14 protein-coding genes and 1 tRNA gene are annotated in these 15,610 nt (G+C 52.2%); 4 read left to right on the forward strand and 11 right to left on the reverse strand.

The window, feature by feature from the left end; genetic code table 11:
* From edd to zwf, 3 genes are all read right to left on the reverse strand, one after another.
* A partial coding sequence (gene edd / locus AAF465_16675) for a phosphogluconate dehydratase (protein MEM7084363.1) occupies positions 1–1,870 on the reverse strand: 1,870 nt, incomplete at its 3' end.
* A 19-nt stretch (positions 1,871–1,889) separates the two neighbouring features.
* Positions 1,890–2,579 carry a 6-phosphogluconolactonase gene (gene pgl, locus AAF465_16680; protein MEM7084364.1) on the reverse strand — a complete coding sequence of 230 codons (690 nt, stop codon included), beginning with the start codon at positions 2,577–2,579 and terminating at the stop codon, positions 1,890–1,892.
* 36 nt (positions 2,580–2,615) lie between these two features.
* Positions 2,616–4,112 carry a glucose-6-phosphate dehydrogenase gene (zwf, locus tag AAF465_16685; GenBank protein ID MEM7084365.1) on the reverse strand — a complete coding sequence of 499 codons (1,497 nt, stop codon included), beginning with the start codon at positions 4,110–4,112 and terminating at the stop codon, positions 2,616–2,618.
* 232 nt (positions 4,113–4,344) lie between these two features.
* Here zwf and AAF465_16690 point away from each other — a divergent pair, with 232 nt between their 5' ends.
* Positions 4,345–5,166 carry a MurR/RpiR family transcriptional regulator gene (locus tag AAF465_16690; protein MEM7084366.1) on the forward strand — a complete coding sequence of 274 codons (822 nt, stop codon included), beginning with the start codon at positions 4,345–4,347 and terminating at the stop codon, positions 5,164–5,166.
* Between the two features lie 9 nt (positions 5,167–5,175).
* Here AAF465_16690 and rlmB read toward each other — a convergent pair whose 3' ends face one another.
* From rlmB to AAF465_16705, 3 genes are read right to left on the reverse strand one after another with little or no spacing between them, the layout of a single operon-like run.
* Positions 5,176–5,916 carry a 23S rRNA (guanosine(2251)-2'-O)-methyltransferase RlmB gene (gene rlmB, locus AAF465_16695; GenBank protein ID MEM7084367.1) on the reverse strand — a complete coding sequence of 247 codons (741 nt, stop codon included), beginning with the start codon at positions 5,914–5,916 and terminating at the stop codon, positions 5,176–5,178.
* 3 nt (positions 5,917–5,919) lie between these two features.
* Positions 5,920–8,202, reverse strand: coding sequence for a ribonuclease R (gene rnr, locus AAF465_16700; protein ID MEM7084368.1), 2,283 nt, complete (start codon positions 8,200–8,202; stop codon positions 5,920–5,922).
* Complete coding sequence (locus tag AAF465_16705) at positions 8,199–9,593, reverse strand: aminotransferase class I/II-fold pyridoxal phosphate-dependent enzyme (GenBank protein MEM7084369.1); 1,395 nt, start codon at positions 9,591–9,593, stop codon at positions 8,199–8,201. Before AAF465_16705 ends, rnr begins: the two co-directional genes overlap by 4 nt.
* Positions 9,594–9,738: 145 nt before the next feature.
* Here AAF465_16705 and AAF465_16710 point away from each other — a divergent pair.
* From AAF465_16710 to AAF465_16720, 3 genes are all read left to right on the forward strand, one after another.
* A tRNA-Leu gene (locus AAF465_16710) sits at positions 9,739–9,825 on the forward strand.
* A gap of 169 nt (positions 9,826–9,994) precedes the next feature.
* On the forward strand, positions 9,995–10,501 hold the full coding sequence (locus AAF465_16715) for a 2'-5' RNA ligase family protein (protein ID MEM7084370.1): 507 nt from the start codon (positions 9,995–9,997) through the stop codon (positions 10,499–10,501).
* A 109-nt stretch (positions 10,502–10,610) separates the two neighbouring features.
* Complete coding sequence (locus AAF465_16720; GenBank protein MEM7084371.1) at positions 10,611–11,564, forward strand: transposase; 954 nt, start codon at positions 10,611–10,613, stop codon at positions 11,562–11,564.
* A 383-nt stretch (positions 11,565–11,947) separates the two neighbouring features.
* Here the strand turns inward: AAF465_16720 and AAF465_16725 are convergent, their stop codons facing one another.
* From AAF465_16725 to AAF465_16745, 5 genes are all read right to left on the reverse strand, one after another.
* Positions 11,948–12,922, reverse strand: coding sequence for a haloalkane dehalogenase (locus AAF465_16725; protein MEM7084372.1), 975 nt, complete (start codon positions 12,920–12,922; stop codon positions 11,948–11,950).
* The gene (locus AAF465_16730) at positions 12,919–14,214 is read right to left on the reverse strand and encodes an adenylosuccinate synthase (GenBank protein MEM7084373.1); all 1,296 of its coding nucleotides are present in this window, start codon (positions 14,212–14,214) and stop codon (positions 12,919–12,921) included. Before AAF465_16730 ends, AAF465_16725 begins: the two co-directional genes overlap by 4 nt.
* Before the next feature lie 15 nt (positions 14,215–14,229).
* Positions 14,230–14,421: a DUF2065 domain-containing protein gene (locus AAF465_16735; GenBank protein MEM7084374.1), complete on the reverse strand. Its 192-nt coding sequence runs from the start codon at positions 14,419–14,421 to the stop codon at positions 14,230–14,232.
* 128 nt (positions 14,422–14,549) lie between these two features.
* Positions 14,550–15,410, reverse strand: coding sequence for a protease modulator HflC (hflC, locus tag AAF465_16740; GenBank protein ID MEM7084375.1), 861 nt, complete (start codon positions 15,408–15,410; stop codon positions 14,550–14,552).
* A 2-nt stretch (positions 15,411–15,412) separates the two neighbouring features.
* Positions 15,413–15,610, reverse strand: a 198-nt coding sequence (locus AAF465_16745) for a protease modulator HflK (GenBank protein ID MEM7084376.1), incomplete at its 5' end; no start/stop codon positions are given.

Here is a 15,610-nt window from a genome sequence, read left to right on the forward strand (position 1 = left end):
ACGCATAACCGGCCGGAGGGAACACTTGATCCTGCCCCACAGGATCACCTTCGTCGATCAACGTTGGCCCACCGCCTTCTTCTGCCGAACTCGCTGATCGACGAAAATGCCCAAACAGCTCGCGACCGAATCCGTGCTCACTGTCGATCACATCGAGAACCGGATGACGCTGATTCAGCTCACCAGCGTCCACATCGAGATCCAGTGAATTGCGTTCTGCATCAAGCCGAATCACGTCGCCATCTCGAATCCGGGCTAGCATGCCGCCTGCGCACGCTTCCGGCGTGACTTGTATGGCCGCCGGGACTTTACCCGACGCACCCGACATTCGCCCGTCGGTGACTAACGCGACGTTGAATCCCTTGTCCTGCAGCACACCCAGTATTGGCGTAAGTTTGTGCAGTTCAGGCATGCCATTTGATTGTGGCCCCTGCTGCTTAAGCACCACCACAACGTTTTGCTCAAGTTCGCCATTTTTGTACGCATCAACCACATCGTTTTGGTCGCTGAATACTCTGGCTGGCGCGGTAACCTTACGATGCACCGGTGCAACGGCCGATGTTTTGATGATGGCGCGACCGATATTGCCGTCGAGTAGTTTTAATCCACCGGTTGGATCAAACGGCGCATCGACGGGTCGAATAATGTCGCGATCGAGTGACTGATTGATACCGTCTCGCCACGCTAGGCCGCCGGACTCAAGAAAAGGCTCCTGTATATAGCGAGACAAACCCTCACCCACCACCGTTTTGACGTTCTCATGAAGCAACCCAGACTTCAGCAACTCACGAATGAGCAACTGAATCCCACCTGCCGCTTGAAAATGATTGACGTCGGCCTTGCCATTTGGATAAACGCGCGCCAACAAGGGCGTGACGTTGCTGAGTTGGTCGAAGTCCTGCCATGAAATCAGAATGCCCGCCGCTCTGGCGATGGTCACTAAGTGCAACGTATGATTCGTCGAGCCACCCGACGCAAGCAATCCCACGATGCCATTCACAATCGCACGCTCATCGACCACATCGGCGATGGGTGTATAGTCCTGGCCAATCGCGGTACGGGATAAAATTTGCGTTGCCGCCGCCATGGTGAGTGCTTTGCGCAAGGGCGTTCCAGGGTTGATAAAGGAGGTGCCGGGCAAATGCAGACCCATAAACTCCATCAAAAGCTGGTTGCTGTTCGCGGTGCCGTAAAACGTACAGGTGCCGGGGCTGTGGTAGGCCCTCGATTCAGACGCCAAAAGCTCATCGCGACCGATTTTACCCTCGGCATACAGCTGGCGAATCTGCGCCTTCTCGCTGTTGCCAATGCCTGTTGTCATGGGGCCGGCTGGCACAAAAATTACCGGCAAATGACCAAAGGCCAGTGCTCCGATTAACAAGCCGGGAACGATCTTGTCGCACACACCCAGGCAGGCTACCGCGTCAAACATATTGTGTGTCAGTGACACCGCTGTCGACATAGCAATCACGTCACGGCTAAACAGCGACAATTCCATACCTGGCTGACCCTGCGTCACCCCATCGCACATGGCGGGCACGCCGCCGGCAAATTGGGCAACGCCACCTGCCGACCACGCCGCCTCTTTTAACAACGCCGGATAGTCTTCCAACGGTTGGTGCGCGGACAACATATCGTTATAAGACGAAACGATACCCAGATTCGGACGCGACTCACCACGCAACGCTGCCTTGCCCTTGGCGCCACAGGCTGCAAACCCGTGCGCCAGGTTGCCACAGGACAAAGCCGTTCTATGGGGCCCTTTACGCTGGGCATCTTCGACGGTGCACAAATAGCGATGTCGCGTTGTTTGGCTGCGCGCGATTATCTTTTGTGTGACATCACGTACAACCGGGTGCAATCCACTCATCCTTCGTTACTCTCTACAGTCACGGAGCCCAGTAAATCGACACAGGAATGTCTCGTTGGTGTAGGGCAATTCGTACGGGATATTGCTCAACCGGACCCGGTAACTTTGCGCTCTCGAGCACCGTTTTTTTTGCCTCGCCAAACATCAGCAGCTTAAGATGTCGCGCACTCAACAGGGCGCTGGGCGTTAACGAAATACGCACGCGCTGTTGACTGGGTACATTTTGAATTGCGCACAACTGATTACTGGCGAGCGCATCGTTTAGATTCGTAGCATCTGGAAACAGCGACGCTGTATGACCATCTGATCCCATACCAAGAATGACGGCATCAAAGGGGCGCGCAATATTGGCTAAGTTGTTATTCGCGAAGTCTTCGGTACGCTCAGGTCGCTCAACGTCTGACACCAAGCTGACGATTTTCGCGTCTCCGGCGACTCCTTGAGACAGCGCATTACTAATCATGCGCTCATTCCGTTCGTCCGAATCGAGTGGCACCAGTCGTTCGTCACTCGGAATAATCGACACTTTGTGCCAAGGCAGTGACGCCTGACTCAACAACTCAAAAAAACGCGCTGGCGATGTCCCCCCGCTTACCACTAGGCTCGCCTCCCCACGGCGACGAATGGCCTGCTCCAGGATCTGGACAATCTGATCGCACAGCGATGCCGATGCAATCTCTCGATCGTGACAAATAGCATGAGTGTTCATCGCTAAAACATCCTAAAAAAGTCTTGCGCGCGCAGATTAGTCAGCCGCTTCCGGGTCATACCATTCCCGCTGATCGCGATCGAGTAACAACGCGGCATCGGTCGGCCCCCAGGAGCCGGCCAGATACGATTCTGGTTTTTGCTGAACCAACTCCCACGACTCGATAATCTGATCGATCCAGCGCCAAGCGGATTCAACTTCATCTCGACGCATAAACAAGGCGGGGTTTCCGCGCAGGACTTCCATTAATAAACGCTCATAGGCATCTGGATAACGCAGCGGGAACGCCTCCGAGAAACTCAAGTTAAGGGGTAACGACTTGAGCTTGAATCCGCCAGGGCCGGGTTCCTTACTCATCATCGTGAGATTCACGCCTTCATTAGGTTGAAGGCGAATAGTCAAACGGTTTGCAACGACCTCGCCTGCCGTATCATCAAAAATCGAATGCGCGACAGGACGAAACTGGATGACAATTTCAGACGCTTTGGTTGCTAATCGCTTCCCCGTTCGAAGATAAAACGGAGTGCCGCTCCATCGCCAGTTATCAATTTCCGCCTTAATCGCAACAAATGTCTCGGTGTTGACACCAGACTCGCGCGACTCCTGCTCTTCAAGCTCGGCCAAATACCCTGGCACAGCCTCTCCGTTTATCGCGCCCGCCTTGTATTGCCCCCGCACCGTGACGCGTTTGACATTGTCCCGCGTAATGGGCCGGAGCGCTTTAAGCACTTTTATCTTCTCGTTCCGAACATCGTCGTGGTCCATGCTCGCCGGCGGTTCCATGGCAACCAGACACAACAGTTGCAACATGTGGTTTTGAACCATGTCTCGAAGAGCGCCAGTACGCGAATAAAATTCAGCACGATTGCCAACGCCAATGTGTTCGGCAACGGAAATCTGAACATGGTCGATCGCGCCGCGACGCCACAACGGTTCAAACAACGAGTTGGCAAACCGCAGTGCTGACAGATTTTGCACGGTCTCTTTGCCAAGGTAGTGATCAATACGATAAATCTGACTCTCCTCGAACACAGCGCCTACGTCGTTATTTATGGTTTGCGCCGACTCGAGATCGGTCCCTACCGGTTTCTCAAGCACAATGCGCGACTGTTGATTTGCTAAACCGGCACCTGTGATATTGCGCGCGGTGACTCCGAACAAAGAAGGTGACATGGCAAGATAAAACACGCGAATCCGCGTCTTGGTTTGATCAAGAAGACTGCTCAGACCATCCCAACCCTCAGCGCTTGTCACATCTTGTTCGTGATAAAACAAGCGCTCAGAGAAACTTTGCCAAGATGACTCGTCCAAATCGCCTTCATCGAGATGCGTCTCAAGCGCTTCTCGCACGAGCGCGCGAAAGTCCTCCAGACCCAGCGCCCCGCGTGACACGGCCACAATGCGACTGTCCTCACTAAACTGACCATCAAGATGACGGTGATACAGAGAGGGCAACAGTTTGCGGCGGGCCAGATCGCCGGTTCCGCCAAATATCACCAGATCAAACGGTTCAACAGGTACAAACTTCGCCATGGAAGATACTCATATTATGTAAAAAAGACGTCAAGACGCGTTGCCAAACAAGAGCCGCATAGGGCGGCCAATCATAATCGATCTCATGGGACAGTCACGCTGTCATCAATACCCCCAGCGAGTGACTGTCCACGGATTACTTACCGCTTGTACTGTAATTTTACTACATTTTTTCGAATAATTCTGGTTATACTGTAATTATTCGCCAACTAGAGTGGTAGTTTTACTATTTATGCTGGACAGAATCCGCCGAATTCAACCATCACTACCCAGCGCAGAGAAACGAGTGGCCACATTGGTGCTGCGTGACCCGGGGCTCATAGCGAGTGGTACCCTGGCTGATGTCTCGGCGGCAGCCGAGGTCAGCGAACCGACAGTTGTTCGGTTTTGCCGATCTGCTGGCACAGACGGGTTTCGCGAGTTCAAAAACCGTCTGACACAGTATCTCGCGTCGTCAAACCATCTGGTACACACCGACGTTGGGCTCACCGATACCACGGAACAAGTGTTTCATAAGGTCATGGGCCGCACGATTAATGCGCTGATTGGTGTGAAACAGCGATACAGTTCAGCCGTTTTTAACGAAATGGTCGACGCGTTAGCACGTGCGAGTCGAATCGATTTTTACGGCATTGGCGCATCTGGACTTGTCGTGGCGGATGCGCAAAACAAATTCTTCCGCCTGGGCGTCCCCTGCAACGCCTATTCCGACTCGCCTACGATTCTCCAATCAGCCGCTTTGACAAATTCAGAATATGCGGTAATCGTGGTATCAAAATCGGGGGAATCACAGACCATCATCAATGCGGCTAAGACTGCAATGGCACAGAAGGCCAACGTCATTGCGATCACGTCGCCAGCATCAACTCTCGCTTCCGTCGTCGATACCTGCGTTCTAGTAGATGTGGATGAGGACACCGGACTATTTACGCCGATGAACTCCCGTATTGCGCAGCTCGCCATTCTCGATGCCGCTCAGGTCGCAACCGCCGTGAAGATGGGTGAGCGCGGTCCACAGAACTTACTCAAAACCAAACGCGCGTTGAATCTGTAGCGGATCGATTTACGGTGTTTTTCGCTGACGGAGTGCCTCATAAAGCACAACGCCCGAGGCGACCGATACATTCAAGCTACTGACGCGGCCGCGCATGGGGATTGAAACCAGCGCATCGCAATTCTCTCGAGTGAGTCGGCGTAGCCCTTTCTCCTCACCGCCCATTACGACACCGATCGGTCCGGTTAGGTTGGAACTGTATACGTCGTCATCCGCGGCATCCGACGTCCCAACTATCCAAACGCCAGCATTGCGAAGCGACTTTAATGTTCGTGCGAGATTCGTTACTTGGACAAATGGCACATACGCACCTGACGCGACTTTACGCGCCACAACAGTGAGCCCGACCGCGCGATTTTTGGGTACGACCACAGCCGTCGCGCCAACACCATCTGCGACGCGCATACACGCCCCGAGATTGCGCGGGTCTTGCACACTATCGAGTATCATCAAGAACGTAGCGTCTCCCGACTCCTGCACCAGTGACATTAAATCGGTTTCACTCAACGCACTGCGAGCTCTTACCTCTAAAACGACACCTTGATGCCGGCCTCCTTCGGTAAGCCGATCAAGCTGCGTCGATGACAATGTCGTTACATGACAACCGACCAGATGCAAACTGTTCTTGATGTGACCCAGGCGCTTATCATCGCGATCTTTTTGTAAAAATGCGGCGAGCACACGCTCAGGGTTTTTATCAAGAATATGTGTGGCTGCATGAAGCCCAAAAACAAGCTCTTTACCGGACATGGACTAACGCCTCCGCCGAGTCGATTTCGCTCGCGTCCGCTGCGTGTTCTTTCGCGTCTTTCGTTTTCGTTCTTTATCGCCGGGTCGCACATTACGGTTGTGTGTCGAATTTTGCATATCAAAATCAATCTTTCGGTCTTCCATGCTCACACCCGCAACCCGCACAACCACCGACTGACCCAACGAGTATCGATCACCGGTTCGGCGCCCCACCAGCTGCAGTCTTTGTGGATCAAAACTGAAATAGTCGTTTCCAAGCGCGGTCACATGAACCAATCCTTCAACAAGCAAATCATCAATCTCAACGAACAACCCAAACTCGGTAACCGATACCACGGTTCCGTTAAACAGTTCACCTACCTTATCCAGCATAAATTCGCACTTAAGCCATTTCTCCACATCGCGACTCGCCTCTTCCGCTCGGCGCTCTGTCATCGAACATTGCTCGCCGAGCTCCTCCATGTGCGACAGATTGTATCCGTAATTTCGCTGCTTTCCTCCGTCAATAATATGAGTAATAGCCCGATGGACGAGCAGATCGGGATACCGTCGAATTGGCGACGTGAAATGCGCGTATTCTTTTAGCGCAAGGCCAAAGTGGCCGTCACATTTTGGCTCGTAAACCGCTTGCATCATTGTTCTCAGCAACGTCATGCTTAGCGCTGTCGAGTCGGGGCGTTGGCTGATTGTTTCCGCCACAGACTTGAGTAGTTTGGGTGTAATGTCGGTACCACGCGGCATTGAAATGCCCGCAGCGCTGAGTAGCCCTCGCAGTTTCTCAACCCGCTCCTCCTCCGGTGGAGGATGATTGCGAAACAGCGCTACAATTTTATGCCGCTTCAAAAACCGCGCTGCCTCGACATTGGCGGTGACCATACATTCTTCGATCAATCGATGCGCGTGGTTTCGAGGGTAGCGAACCACACCCAACACCGCACCGTCTTTATCAAACTCGAATCGCGACTGTGGCAAATCGAGCTCAATGGATCCGCGGCGTTCTCGCGCTTTCGACAAGCTCTCGTACACCGATTTGAGATGCTCAAGATGCGGAATTAAGCGCTTTCTTTTTCGGCGACTAGTTGCGTCCTTTTCCCATAATATCTGATTGACCTCGTGATAGGTCAGCCGAGCAGCCGAGTGCATCACTGCTTTGGCAAAACGGCTTTTGCTCACCTTGCCTTGCGGCGAGACATGCATTTCACAAACCAAACATAGGCGATCCACTTTCGGTTTTAACGAACACAGTCCGTTGGATAGCGCCTCAGGCAGCATGGGTATCACTCTATTTGGAAAGTAGACGGAAGTACCGCGCTGTAACGCTTCGTTATCCAGTGGCGAATCCTGCTCCACGTAGTGCGAGACATCGGCAATCGCAACTACTAAGCGATGGCCGCCGCTCTTGAGCGGTTCAGCAAATACCGCATCATCAAAGTCCTTTGCGTCACTACCGTCGATTGTCACCAACGGCGTGTCCCGAAGATCCAATCTGTTCTGCTTAGCCTGTTTCGGTACACGAGCAGAAAACGCATCGGTTTGCGCCAGCACGTCATCCGGAAATACATGCGGCAATCCGTACGTGCGCACGGCCATGTCCGTCTCAATTCCCGGTTGCGTGACGGCACCCAACACCTCAGTAATGTGTGCGATGGCATGATGCTCATGGCTAGGCATCTGCATCACGCGCGCGACCACCATTTGTCCCGCTCGAGCACCAAGTGACTTACCCTTCGGTATAAGTAGATGGTGGGTAATTCGCGGATTTTCAGGGATGACAAAACCCACCCCCCCTTCTCTGACATAGCGACCGGCAAATTCCTCGCTGCGTCGAGCAAGCACCTCGACAATCCGGCCCTCCGGTCGCCCACGACGGTCGTGACCACTGACGCGAACGGCCACCCTGTCACCATGAAACACGGCCACCATCTGCCTGGGCGACAGATAGATATCGTGCTCTTGATCGGGGACACGCACAAATCCGAAACCATCTCGGTGCGCCATGACTTGTCCTGTCAGCACGGGAATCCGGTTGACCAGGCAAAAATCCCCTCGTCGATTTCGGAGTATTTGGCCGTCGCGGACCATCGCTTTTAGACGATTCGAAATCGCGCCTTTATCTCGCTGGGTTTTAATCCCCAGCAGTTTGTGTAATTTATTTGCGTCTAATGGCGCGTTGTAGGTGTCCATTGTTTTTAAAATGTATTCGCGACTGGGAACGGGCTGCGCGTATCGATTCGCTTCCTGTTCAATCTGCGGATCATGGTCTTTCCATGTTTTTTTCTTACTCATACTGCTTTTTCTAATTCCTCAATTGCTGTGCGCAAGTCTGCAAACAACAACTCTATATGTGATTGATGAGTGCGGTACACGCCAATCGCGACTCGAATTGCGAATCGCTCATTGAGCATTGTCCCGGTTAGATGCACTCTATTTTTCTTATTGATCAAAGCGAGTAATCGCTTAGTGCGATTATTGATCTCACCGATCGTCTCGGCGGGGTTGGGACGGCAGGCAAATGCCAGAATCGACAACTCTGGCTCGGCAAGAACCTCGAGAGCAGGATCGGCTTTTAGGTGCTGACACACGAGTTGCGCCAAATCCAATTTTTCGTCCAGCCTCGCCGCAAACTCATCGGACCCGTGGACTTTGAGCGGCAACCATACTCGCAACCCACGAAAAGGTCGAGTCAATTCTGGCGAAATATCCTTAAAATCCATGATGCCTTCGTCTGCGCTCGAATCGGGAAGATAATCGGCGTGCTCCTGGAACGTTTCCTGTAACCATCGCCCATTCCGGACCAATAGCGCTCCAGTCCCATATGGGAGAAAGAGGGTCTTATGAGGATCCAGCGCGACGGAGTGTGCGCGGTCAAGACCCTTCAAAGCGGCGCCACCTCGTTCGGTTAGACAGAAAAAACCGCCGTAGGCGGCGTCAATGTGAAACCACATATTTTGATCCGCGGACAGTGTCGCCAGCTCATCGAGGGGATCCACCGCACCCGTATTGGTCGTGCCGGCTGTCGCAACGATCATCATTGGTTTCAGCCCATTTGCCCGATCTTTTTGAATCATTACATCAAGGTCACTTGTCGACATTCGAAAGTGACTGTCCGTTCGGACCACACGTAGGCGATTAGCGTTGAAGCCGGTGAATCGAGCGGCCTTGGACAGGCACTGATGCGCTTGATCGGAGATATAGATCGTGGCTTCGGCGAAAGTCTCCTCGCACATGACTGTCCGCGCTACACAGAAGGCAGATTGGTTCGCTAGTGAGCCTCCAGATGTCATAAAGCCCTTCGATTCTTGAGGAAAACCGACGATTTGCGCGAACCACCGAATAACGTCTGCTTCAATCTCACTGAGCGCGGGCGCGACCGGATAGGCTCCGACATAGCGATTGATGGTGTTTGAGATTAAGTCGGCCAGCGCCGCCATGAATATTCCACCACCCGGCACGTACCCCATGAATCCACCGGAAATCGGGCTTAGGGACGGCGGAACCGCTTCTTCAAAAAGCACGTCGAGTACGGACGATAATTCTGACCCGGTCCGCGGAATCTCCTCGCGAAGATCTTTCAATGCATCGGCTGAAATGGAATGACTTGCGTCGACCGGTGTACTCGCAAGCGAGTCAATAAAGGGGACTAGACGCTCGGTTATTTCCTTTGTCAGCCGATACATCTGAGGACCCGAAACCTCCAATGGATAAATCGGCTTTGGCGACGTTTTCACGCACTCAGATTAGCAAACAACCTGTGGATTTGACACATAAAATTCAATCTCCATTGACAAGAATTACGGGTCTCGGTACAGTCTCGCCTCGGTTGCCCAGGTGGCGGAATTGGTAGACGCGCTAGCTTCAGGTGCTAGTATTCGAAAGGATGTGGGAGTTCAAGTCTCCCCCTGGGCACCATTCCCAAAATAGTCGTTTTATGCGAGCCGCATTTACCCTCCTCTTTGTTCTTCTCCTTCAGCTCGCATGTTATCCGAGAACGGATTGGCGCAGCTTCTCAACTGACAAAACCCCATCAAACTGGCCTTCTGTCTTTGAACTGGACAGTCGCGTACTTGAGACGGGAAACGTGCCGTTTGTACCGCACACTGGTACTGGCAAGTTCCAGCGCTATTTGGCACAAAATGTGCCCTTTTCACCGATTGAGAATCTGCGTCACGATCTTGAAAACACTCTAGACCAAAAACTGAGTCATCGCGGAGAAGCGCATATTACCGTAATCACTCCTCCTGAATATGAGCGACTGTCCTCTGCCTTATCGATTGATTCAATCAATCTCCTGCTTGCAAACCGGATCCAACAACAAGAATTTTCGATTGACTGTCTAGGAACCGCGGAAAAAACCATCGATGGCGTCACCATCGCAACGTATTTTCTTGTCATTCAGTCTCCCGACCTCGAACGAATTAGGAAAGAAATAGCCCGTCACTATCGCGATGCGGGCGGATCGCCACCTGCATTCACGTCCTACTATTATCCCCACATCACGATCGGTTTTTTGAATCGTGACTTGCACGCGTCAGACTCTGTCTTCAAAGATCAGCGTCACTGCATCAGTAAAGTACAGCTCAAATAAGTTTGTCATTCAGATAATCTGCCTTTCTGATTGATCAACCCAGATTCTCCGCTCTTAAAATCGATACGGATAGACCATACTGCATCCAAACTGGATCAAGGAGGATGCAGTGCCAAGGCCACGAAAAGAACTCATCGATTTATCTGCTACGCCCTACTATCACGTCTATTCGCGATGCGTACGAAGAGCTTATTTGTGTGGGTCAGACCCCGAAACAGGAGTAAGCTATGAACACCGTAAACAGTGGCTCGAGGAACGTATGCGCCTTCTCGCTTCGATATTCACGGTCACCATTTGCGCCTACACGGTTATGAGCAATCACTATCATATTGTCGTGCATATCAACCCAGAAGAAGCACAAAAGTGGACAGACGCGGAGGTTCTTGTGCGTTGGCGCTGCCTCTATAAAGGCAGTAAATTAATTCAACGCCACATTCGAAACGAATCACTTTCATCATCGGAATTGAAGGAAGTTTGGGCAACCATTTCGGACTATCGTCGCAAGCTCACAAGCTTAAGCTGGTTTATGAAAGCACTTAACGAGCCAATCGCACGGATGGCGAATCAAGAGGATGAATGTAGCGGCCATTTCTGGGAATCTCGCTTCAACTCTCGCGCACTTCGCACCAGAGCGGCTTTGCTCGCGTGTATGGCGTATGTTGATTTAAACCCGGTTAGAGCAGGCGTTGTCTCAGACCCCAACCATTCACCGTATACTAGCTTTCCCAGACGACAATCAGATCGATTCAACACGATTGGCGCCATCAACCGACAGATCGACTCAAGCGCTCTACGCGCGTTCCCTATCGACCTGAAGCCGTTGATGCCGTTCTCTGATCTACAATTCAGCTGTCAGTCGAACGACCCGCCGCGGCTCCCATTCAGTACATCGGAGTATGGAGAGTTAATTGAGTGGACTCACCAACACGATGGTAAGCGTGATAAAGATCGAAATGAGTGCGCTAAACCGACTCTGCTCGAACATATGGGCATATCCATCAATAATTGGCTTATCCAATCTAGTTTTTTCGAACTTCTTTATAAGATTGGCGTTTATCAATAAAAGTGTTCTGAATAAAAATAGTCTGACTACTTACCGCAAATAGAACTAGCGAGCGAAATCTTACAAACCTAGCCTATGAATCAAATTTCAGTCGCCTGCAACATACCGATACTTAATCAGTGCCCTGTTTAAATTTTTAGGCGCGGTAGCCACGCTTCTTCTAAAGGATCAAGATCGCGTAATGGACATTCTAAAAAAGTAGTTTGATCGAAGTACGCTGGACAGTCGAAGATCAAACCTCATGATTCTTGGTCAGGACTATTCGACTTTCACGGGACGCAAAGTCTAGGGGGTCGATGTCTGGTTGTCACCATCGCGGAAAAAAAGATCACTCGAAACCTAGCATTGGGCCAAGCCAATTGATTGAACCTGCGGACGGATTGCTAGCTGGTTCGAATGAACTCGGCCACTACGTTAGCCAACTCAACCCCTTTGTCTTCCTGAAGAAAGTGCCCCGCGCCTTCGATTATGGGATGTCGCCTTCCTCGCGCGCCCGGAACTTCTTTTTGCCAAAGTGACTGTCCCCCACGAGTAATTGGATCTTTGTCACTAAAAGCCGTGAGAAATGGTTTATCCCAATTTCTAAACACATCCCATGCAGCCCGGTTCGCGGCAGTGGCTGGGTTATCAGGAGAAGTGGGCACTAACAAAGGAAAGGCCCTCGCGGCTGCTTTGTATTTCGGACTCGGGAAAGGTGCGTCGTACGCAGCCTTCACTTCGCGAGTCAACGATGTCGTACAGCCGGTATCGACGATTTTCCCAATTGGGAAGATGGGACTAAATCGAGCGAATCGCTTCCAAATTTTAAACGCCTTAGGCATTGACTCATCGCCGGTTGGGAGACCTCCATTCGCAAGTATGATTCGAGAGAACCAATCGCTGTTTTCAGCGGCCACGCGTAAACCGAGCAGCGATCCCCAATCCTGGCAGACGAGATTAATGTTCTTTAGGCCTTCCACCTCAAGAAACCGCGTCAACCAATAAACATGACGCTCGTAGGTATAAAAGCGTCGATCAGCCGGCTTGTCCGATCGACCAAACCCAATTAAATCGGGGGCAATTACTCTAAACCCCGCCGATACCAATACTGGAATCATGTGGCGATAAAGATAACTCCAACTCGGTTCCCCGTGTAGCAGTAATATAATCTCCGGATCCGAGTTTTTAATATAGGGTGACTGTCCCGGCTCCAATCTTGAGTTGGTTGAAGCATCAGGTGACTGTCCTGTGTCGGGTCCTGTGTCGGGAGCTTCATCGACAAAGTGCATTCGCATTCCATCGATGTCGGCATAATTTGGCGTAAACGAGTAGCCAGGTAGGTTGTCAAAACAAGAGTCAGGCGTGCGATAAATTTTCATGCGGCAAACGGATCTTGCAGAACCATCGTATGCGACCGATCCGGTCCGGTTGAAACCAACGCGATGGGCGTATCTATCAACTCGCTCAGTCGATTTAGGTAGCCTTTCGCCGCGTCAGGAAGCAGGTCGTAGTCGGTTACGCCGGCTGTGCTATCGGTCCATCCCGGCATTTCTTCGTAAACCGGAACGCAATCGGCCAATAAATGCGCCTCACACGGCAAGGTGTCGGTATGCTCGCCGTTAATGGTATACCCCACACATATCTTAAGTGATTCGAGCCCATCCAATACATCGAGTTTTGTGACCGCCAGCCCCGTAACGCTATTGTTTAAAACCGAGCGCCTCATAGTGACCGCATCGAACCAGCCACATCGGCGAGGACGCCCGGTCGTCGCACCAAACTCCGCCCCCACTTTCGCCATATGCGCGCCCGCCTCATCCGCAAGTTCCGTGGGAAACGGTCCTGCACCAACGCGGGTCGTATAGGCTTTCACGATGCCCAAGACATAGTGAAGATGCAGCGGCCCGATACCGGTGCCAGTTGAAGCACCACCTGCCGTTGTACTGGACGACGTCACAAACGGATACGTGCCGTGGTCGATATCCAACAGCGCGCCCTGCGCGCCTTCAAACAACAGTGAATGACCGGACTCAATGTGTTGCGCGAGCATAGACGTAATATCGGTCACCATCGGAGCGAGTCGTTCTGCATAGACCAAATAGTCGTCCAATGTTTTTTCGACACTAATCGCATCGGCCTTAAAGTAGTGCGTAAGAATAAAATTATGATAATCGAGCACTTCTCCCAGACGGGCCGCCAGTCGCTCTTCATGGAACAAATCGGACACTTTGACGGCTCGCCGCGCCACCTTGTCTTCGTAGGCCGGACCAATTCCGCGTCCCGTTGTACCAATCGCCTTGGCACCTCGCGCTCGCTCACGCGCATTGTCCAATGCCACATGACTCGGCAATATCAGCGGGCAGCGTGAACTAATTCGAAGCCGCTCCCCGACGTTGACACCCGATTGTTCAAGGCCATCCATTTCTTTAAACAAGGCTGGCAAGGACACCACCACCCCATTGCCAATCAAGCAATCGACGTCTTTGCGTAGAATGCCGGCAGGAATAAGATGGAGTACGGTCTTCTGCCCATCGATCACCAACGTATGGCCTGCGTTGTGGCCCCCTTGGAATCGAACTACAGCTTCAGCTTTGTCAGTAAGCAGATCGACAACTTTCCCTTTGCCCTCATCTCCCCACTGAGTGCCAATCACCAGAACGTTATTGCCCACAGCGCGCCTTTCTTATCAAGGAATCAAATAAAGGAATACAACGCCCGCAATAATAGACCCTAATCCCGTGGAGCGCAGCATTTTATGGTCGGCTTTAGCGGCCTGAGCAAAGAATCCTTGCATCAGTTTTGGCCCCAATGCCATGAACAGGCCTTCGATGATTAACGCAAGCGCCAGCGCGTTGAATAATGTCACCCAGTCCAACATGGTCGCGCCCTACCTGATCGCCATTTGAGCACCCTAAATCCACAGAAAAGCAGCGCTTGGGTCAGCCCGCTTTCCTTGCGACTCAGCCAGTTCCGCGCACAACCGTGTCATTAAGTCGTCCAATCGACTTAATTGGTGGCCTGATTGAAGTATTTAAAGAACTCGCTATCGGGCTGCAGCACCATCACATCGTTGGTATTGCCCAGGCTATTACGATAAGCCTGCATACTCCGATGGAATGAGTAGAATTCCGGGTTACGCTGATACGCATCCGCATAGATCTCAGCGGCCGACGCGTCGCCTTCCCCTCGAATCTTCTGGGCCTGCTTATACGCATCGGCCAGGATCACGACTTTTTCGCGGTCTGCATCGGCTTGAATACGCTCAGCTTCTTCAGCACCCTCGGCGCGTCGTTCTTTTGCCTCGCGCTCACGTTCTTTATTCATGCGTTGATAAACCGAATCACTCACGGTTTTCGACAGGTCGATACGCTTGATGCGCACGTCGATAATTTCGACACCGTAAATTCCAGCCGCCTCATTGGCCTCGCGCGTCATGGTATTCATCACCTCGGAGCGCTCGACGGACACCAGCTCTTCAAGTTCTCGTTTGGCAAATTCATCGAGTAGCCCATCCTCCACACTGTCAAGAAGACGCTTTGTGACCACCCGTTCATCCCCTTGGGTCGTGCGATAGAAGACCCCCGGCTCGACGATTTTCCACTTCACGAAGAAGTCCACGAACACTTTCTCACGCTGGTTCGTCATAAACTCACTGGGCTTATCGTCAAGTGTGAGCAGGCGCTTATCGAGCTTAACGACATTGTGCCAAACGGGCTTGTAGTGCAATCCGGGTTCGAGCTTGTCGCGCACGATCTGGCCAAACGCAAACTGTACCGCGTGCTCGGTTTCCGACACGGTGTAAAACGAAAAAGTCGCGAGCGCGCCGAGCGCGACCAAAACAAGCATAACGATTTGCGATTTATTCATGTTCAACGATCCCGTGTACGAAGTCGGTTATTGGAACTGGCATTGGTCGCCCCTGCTCCGGACGAGGAGGATTGGGCACGCCCGGGCGGCAAGGCAGGCGTCGCACTCGGACCACCGGGTTGGTTCATAAGTTTATCAATGGGCAGATAAAGAAGGTTGCCGCTCCCTTCGGAGTCCATGAGAACCTTGGAGCTGCTGCC

Source organism: Pseudomonadota bacterium, assembly GCA_039028935.1.
Taxonomy (GTDB): Bacteria; Pseudomonadota; Gammaproteobacteria; order Steroidobacterales; family SZUA-146; genus SZUA-146.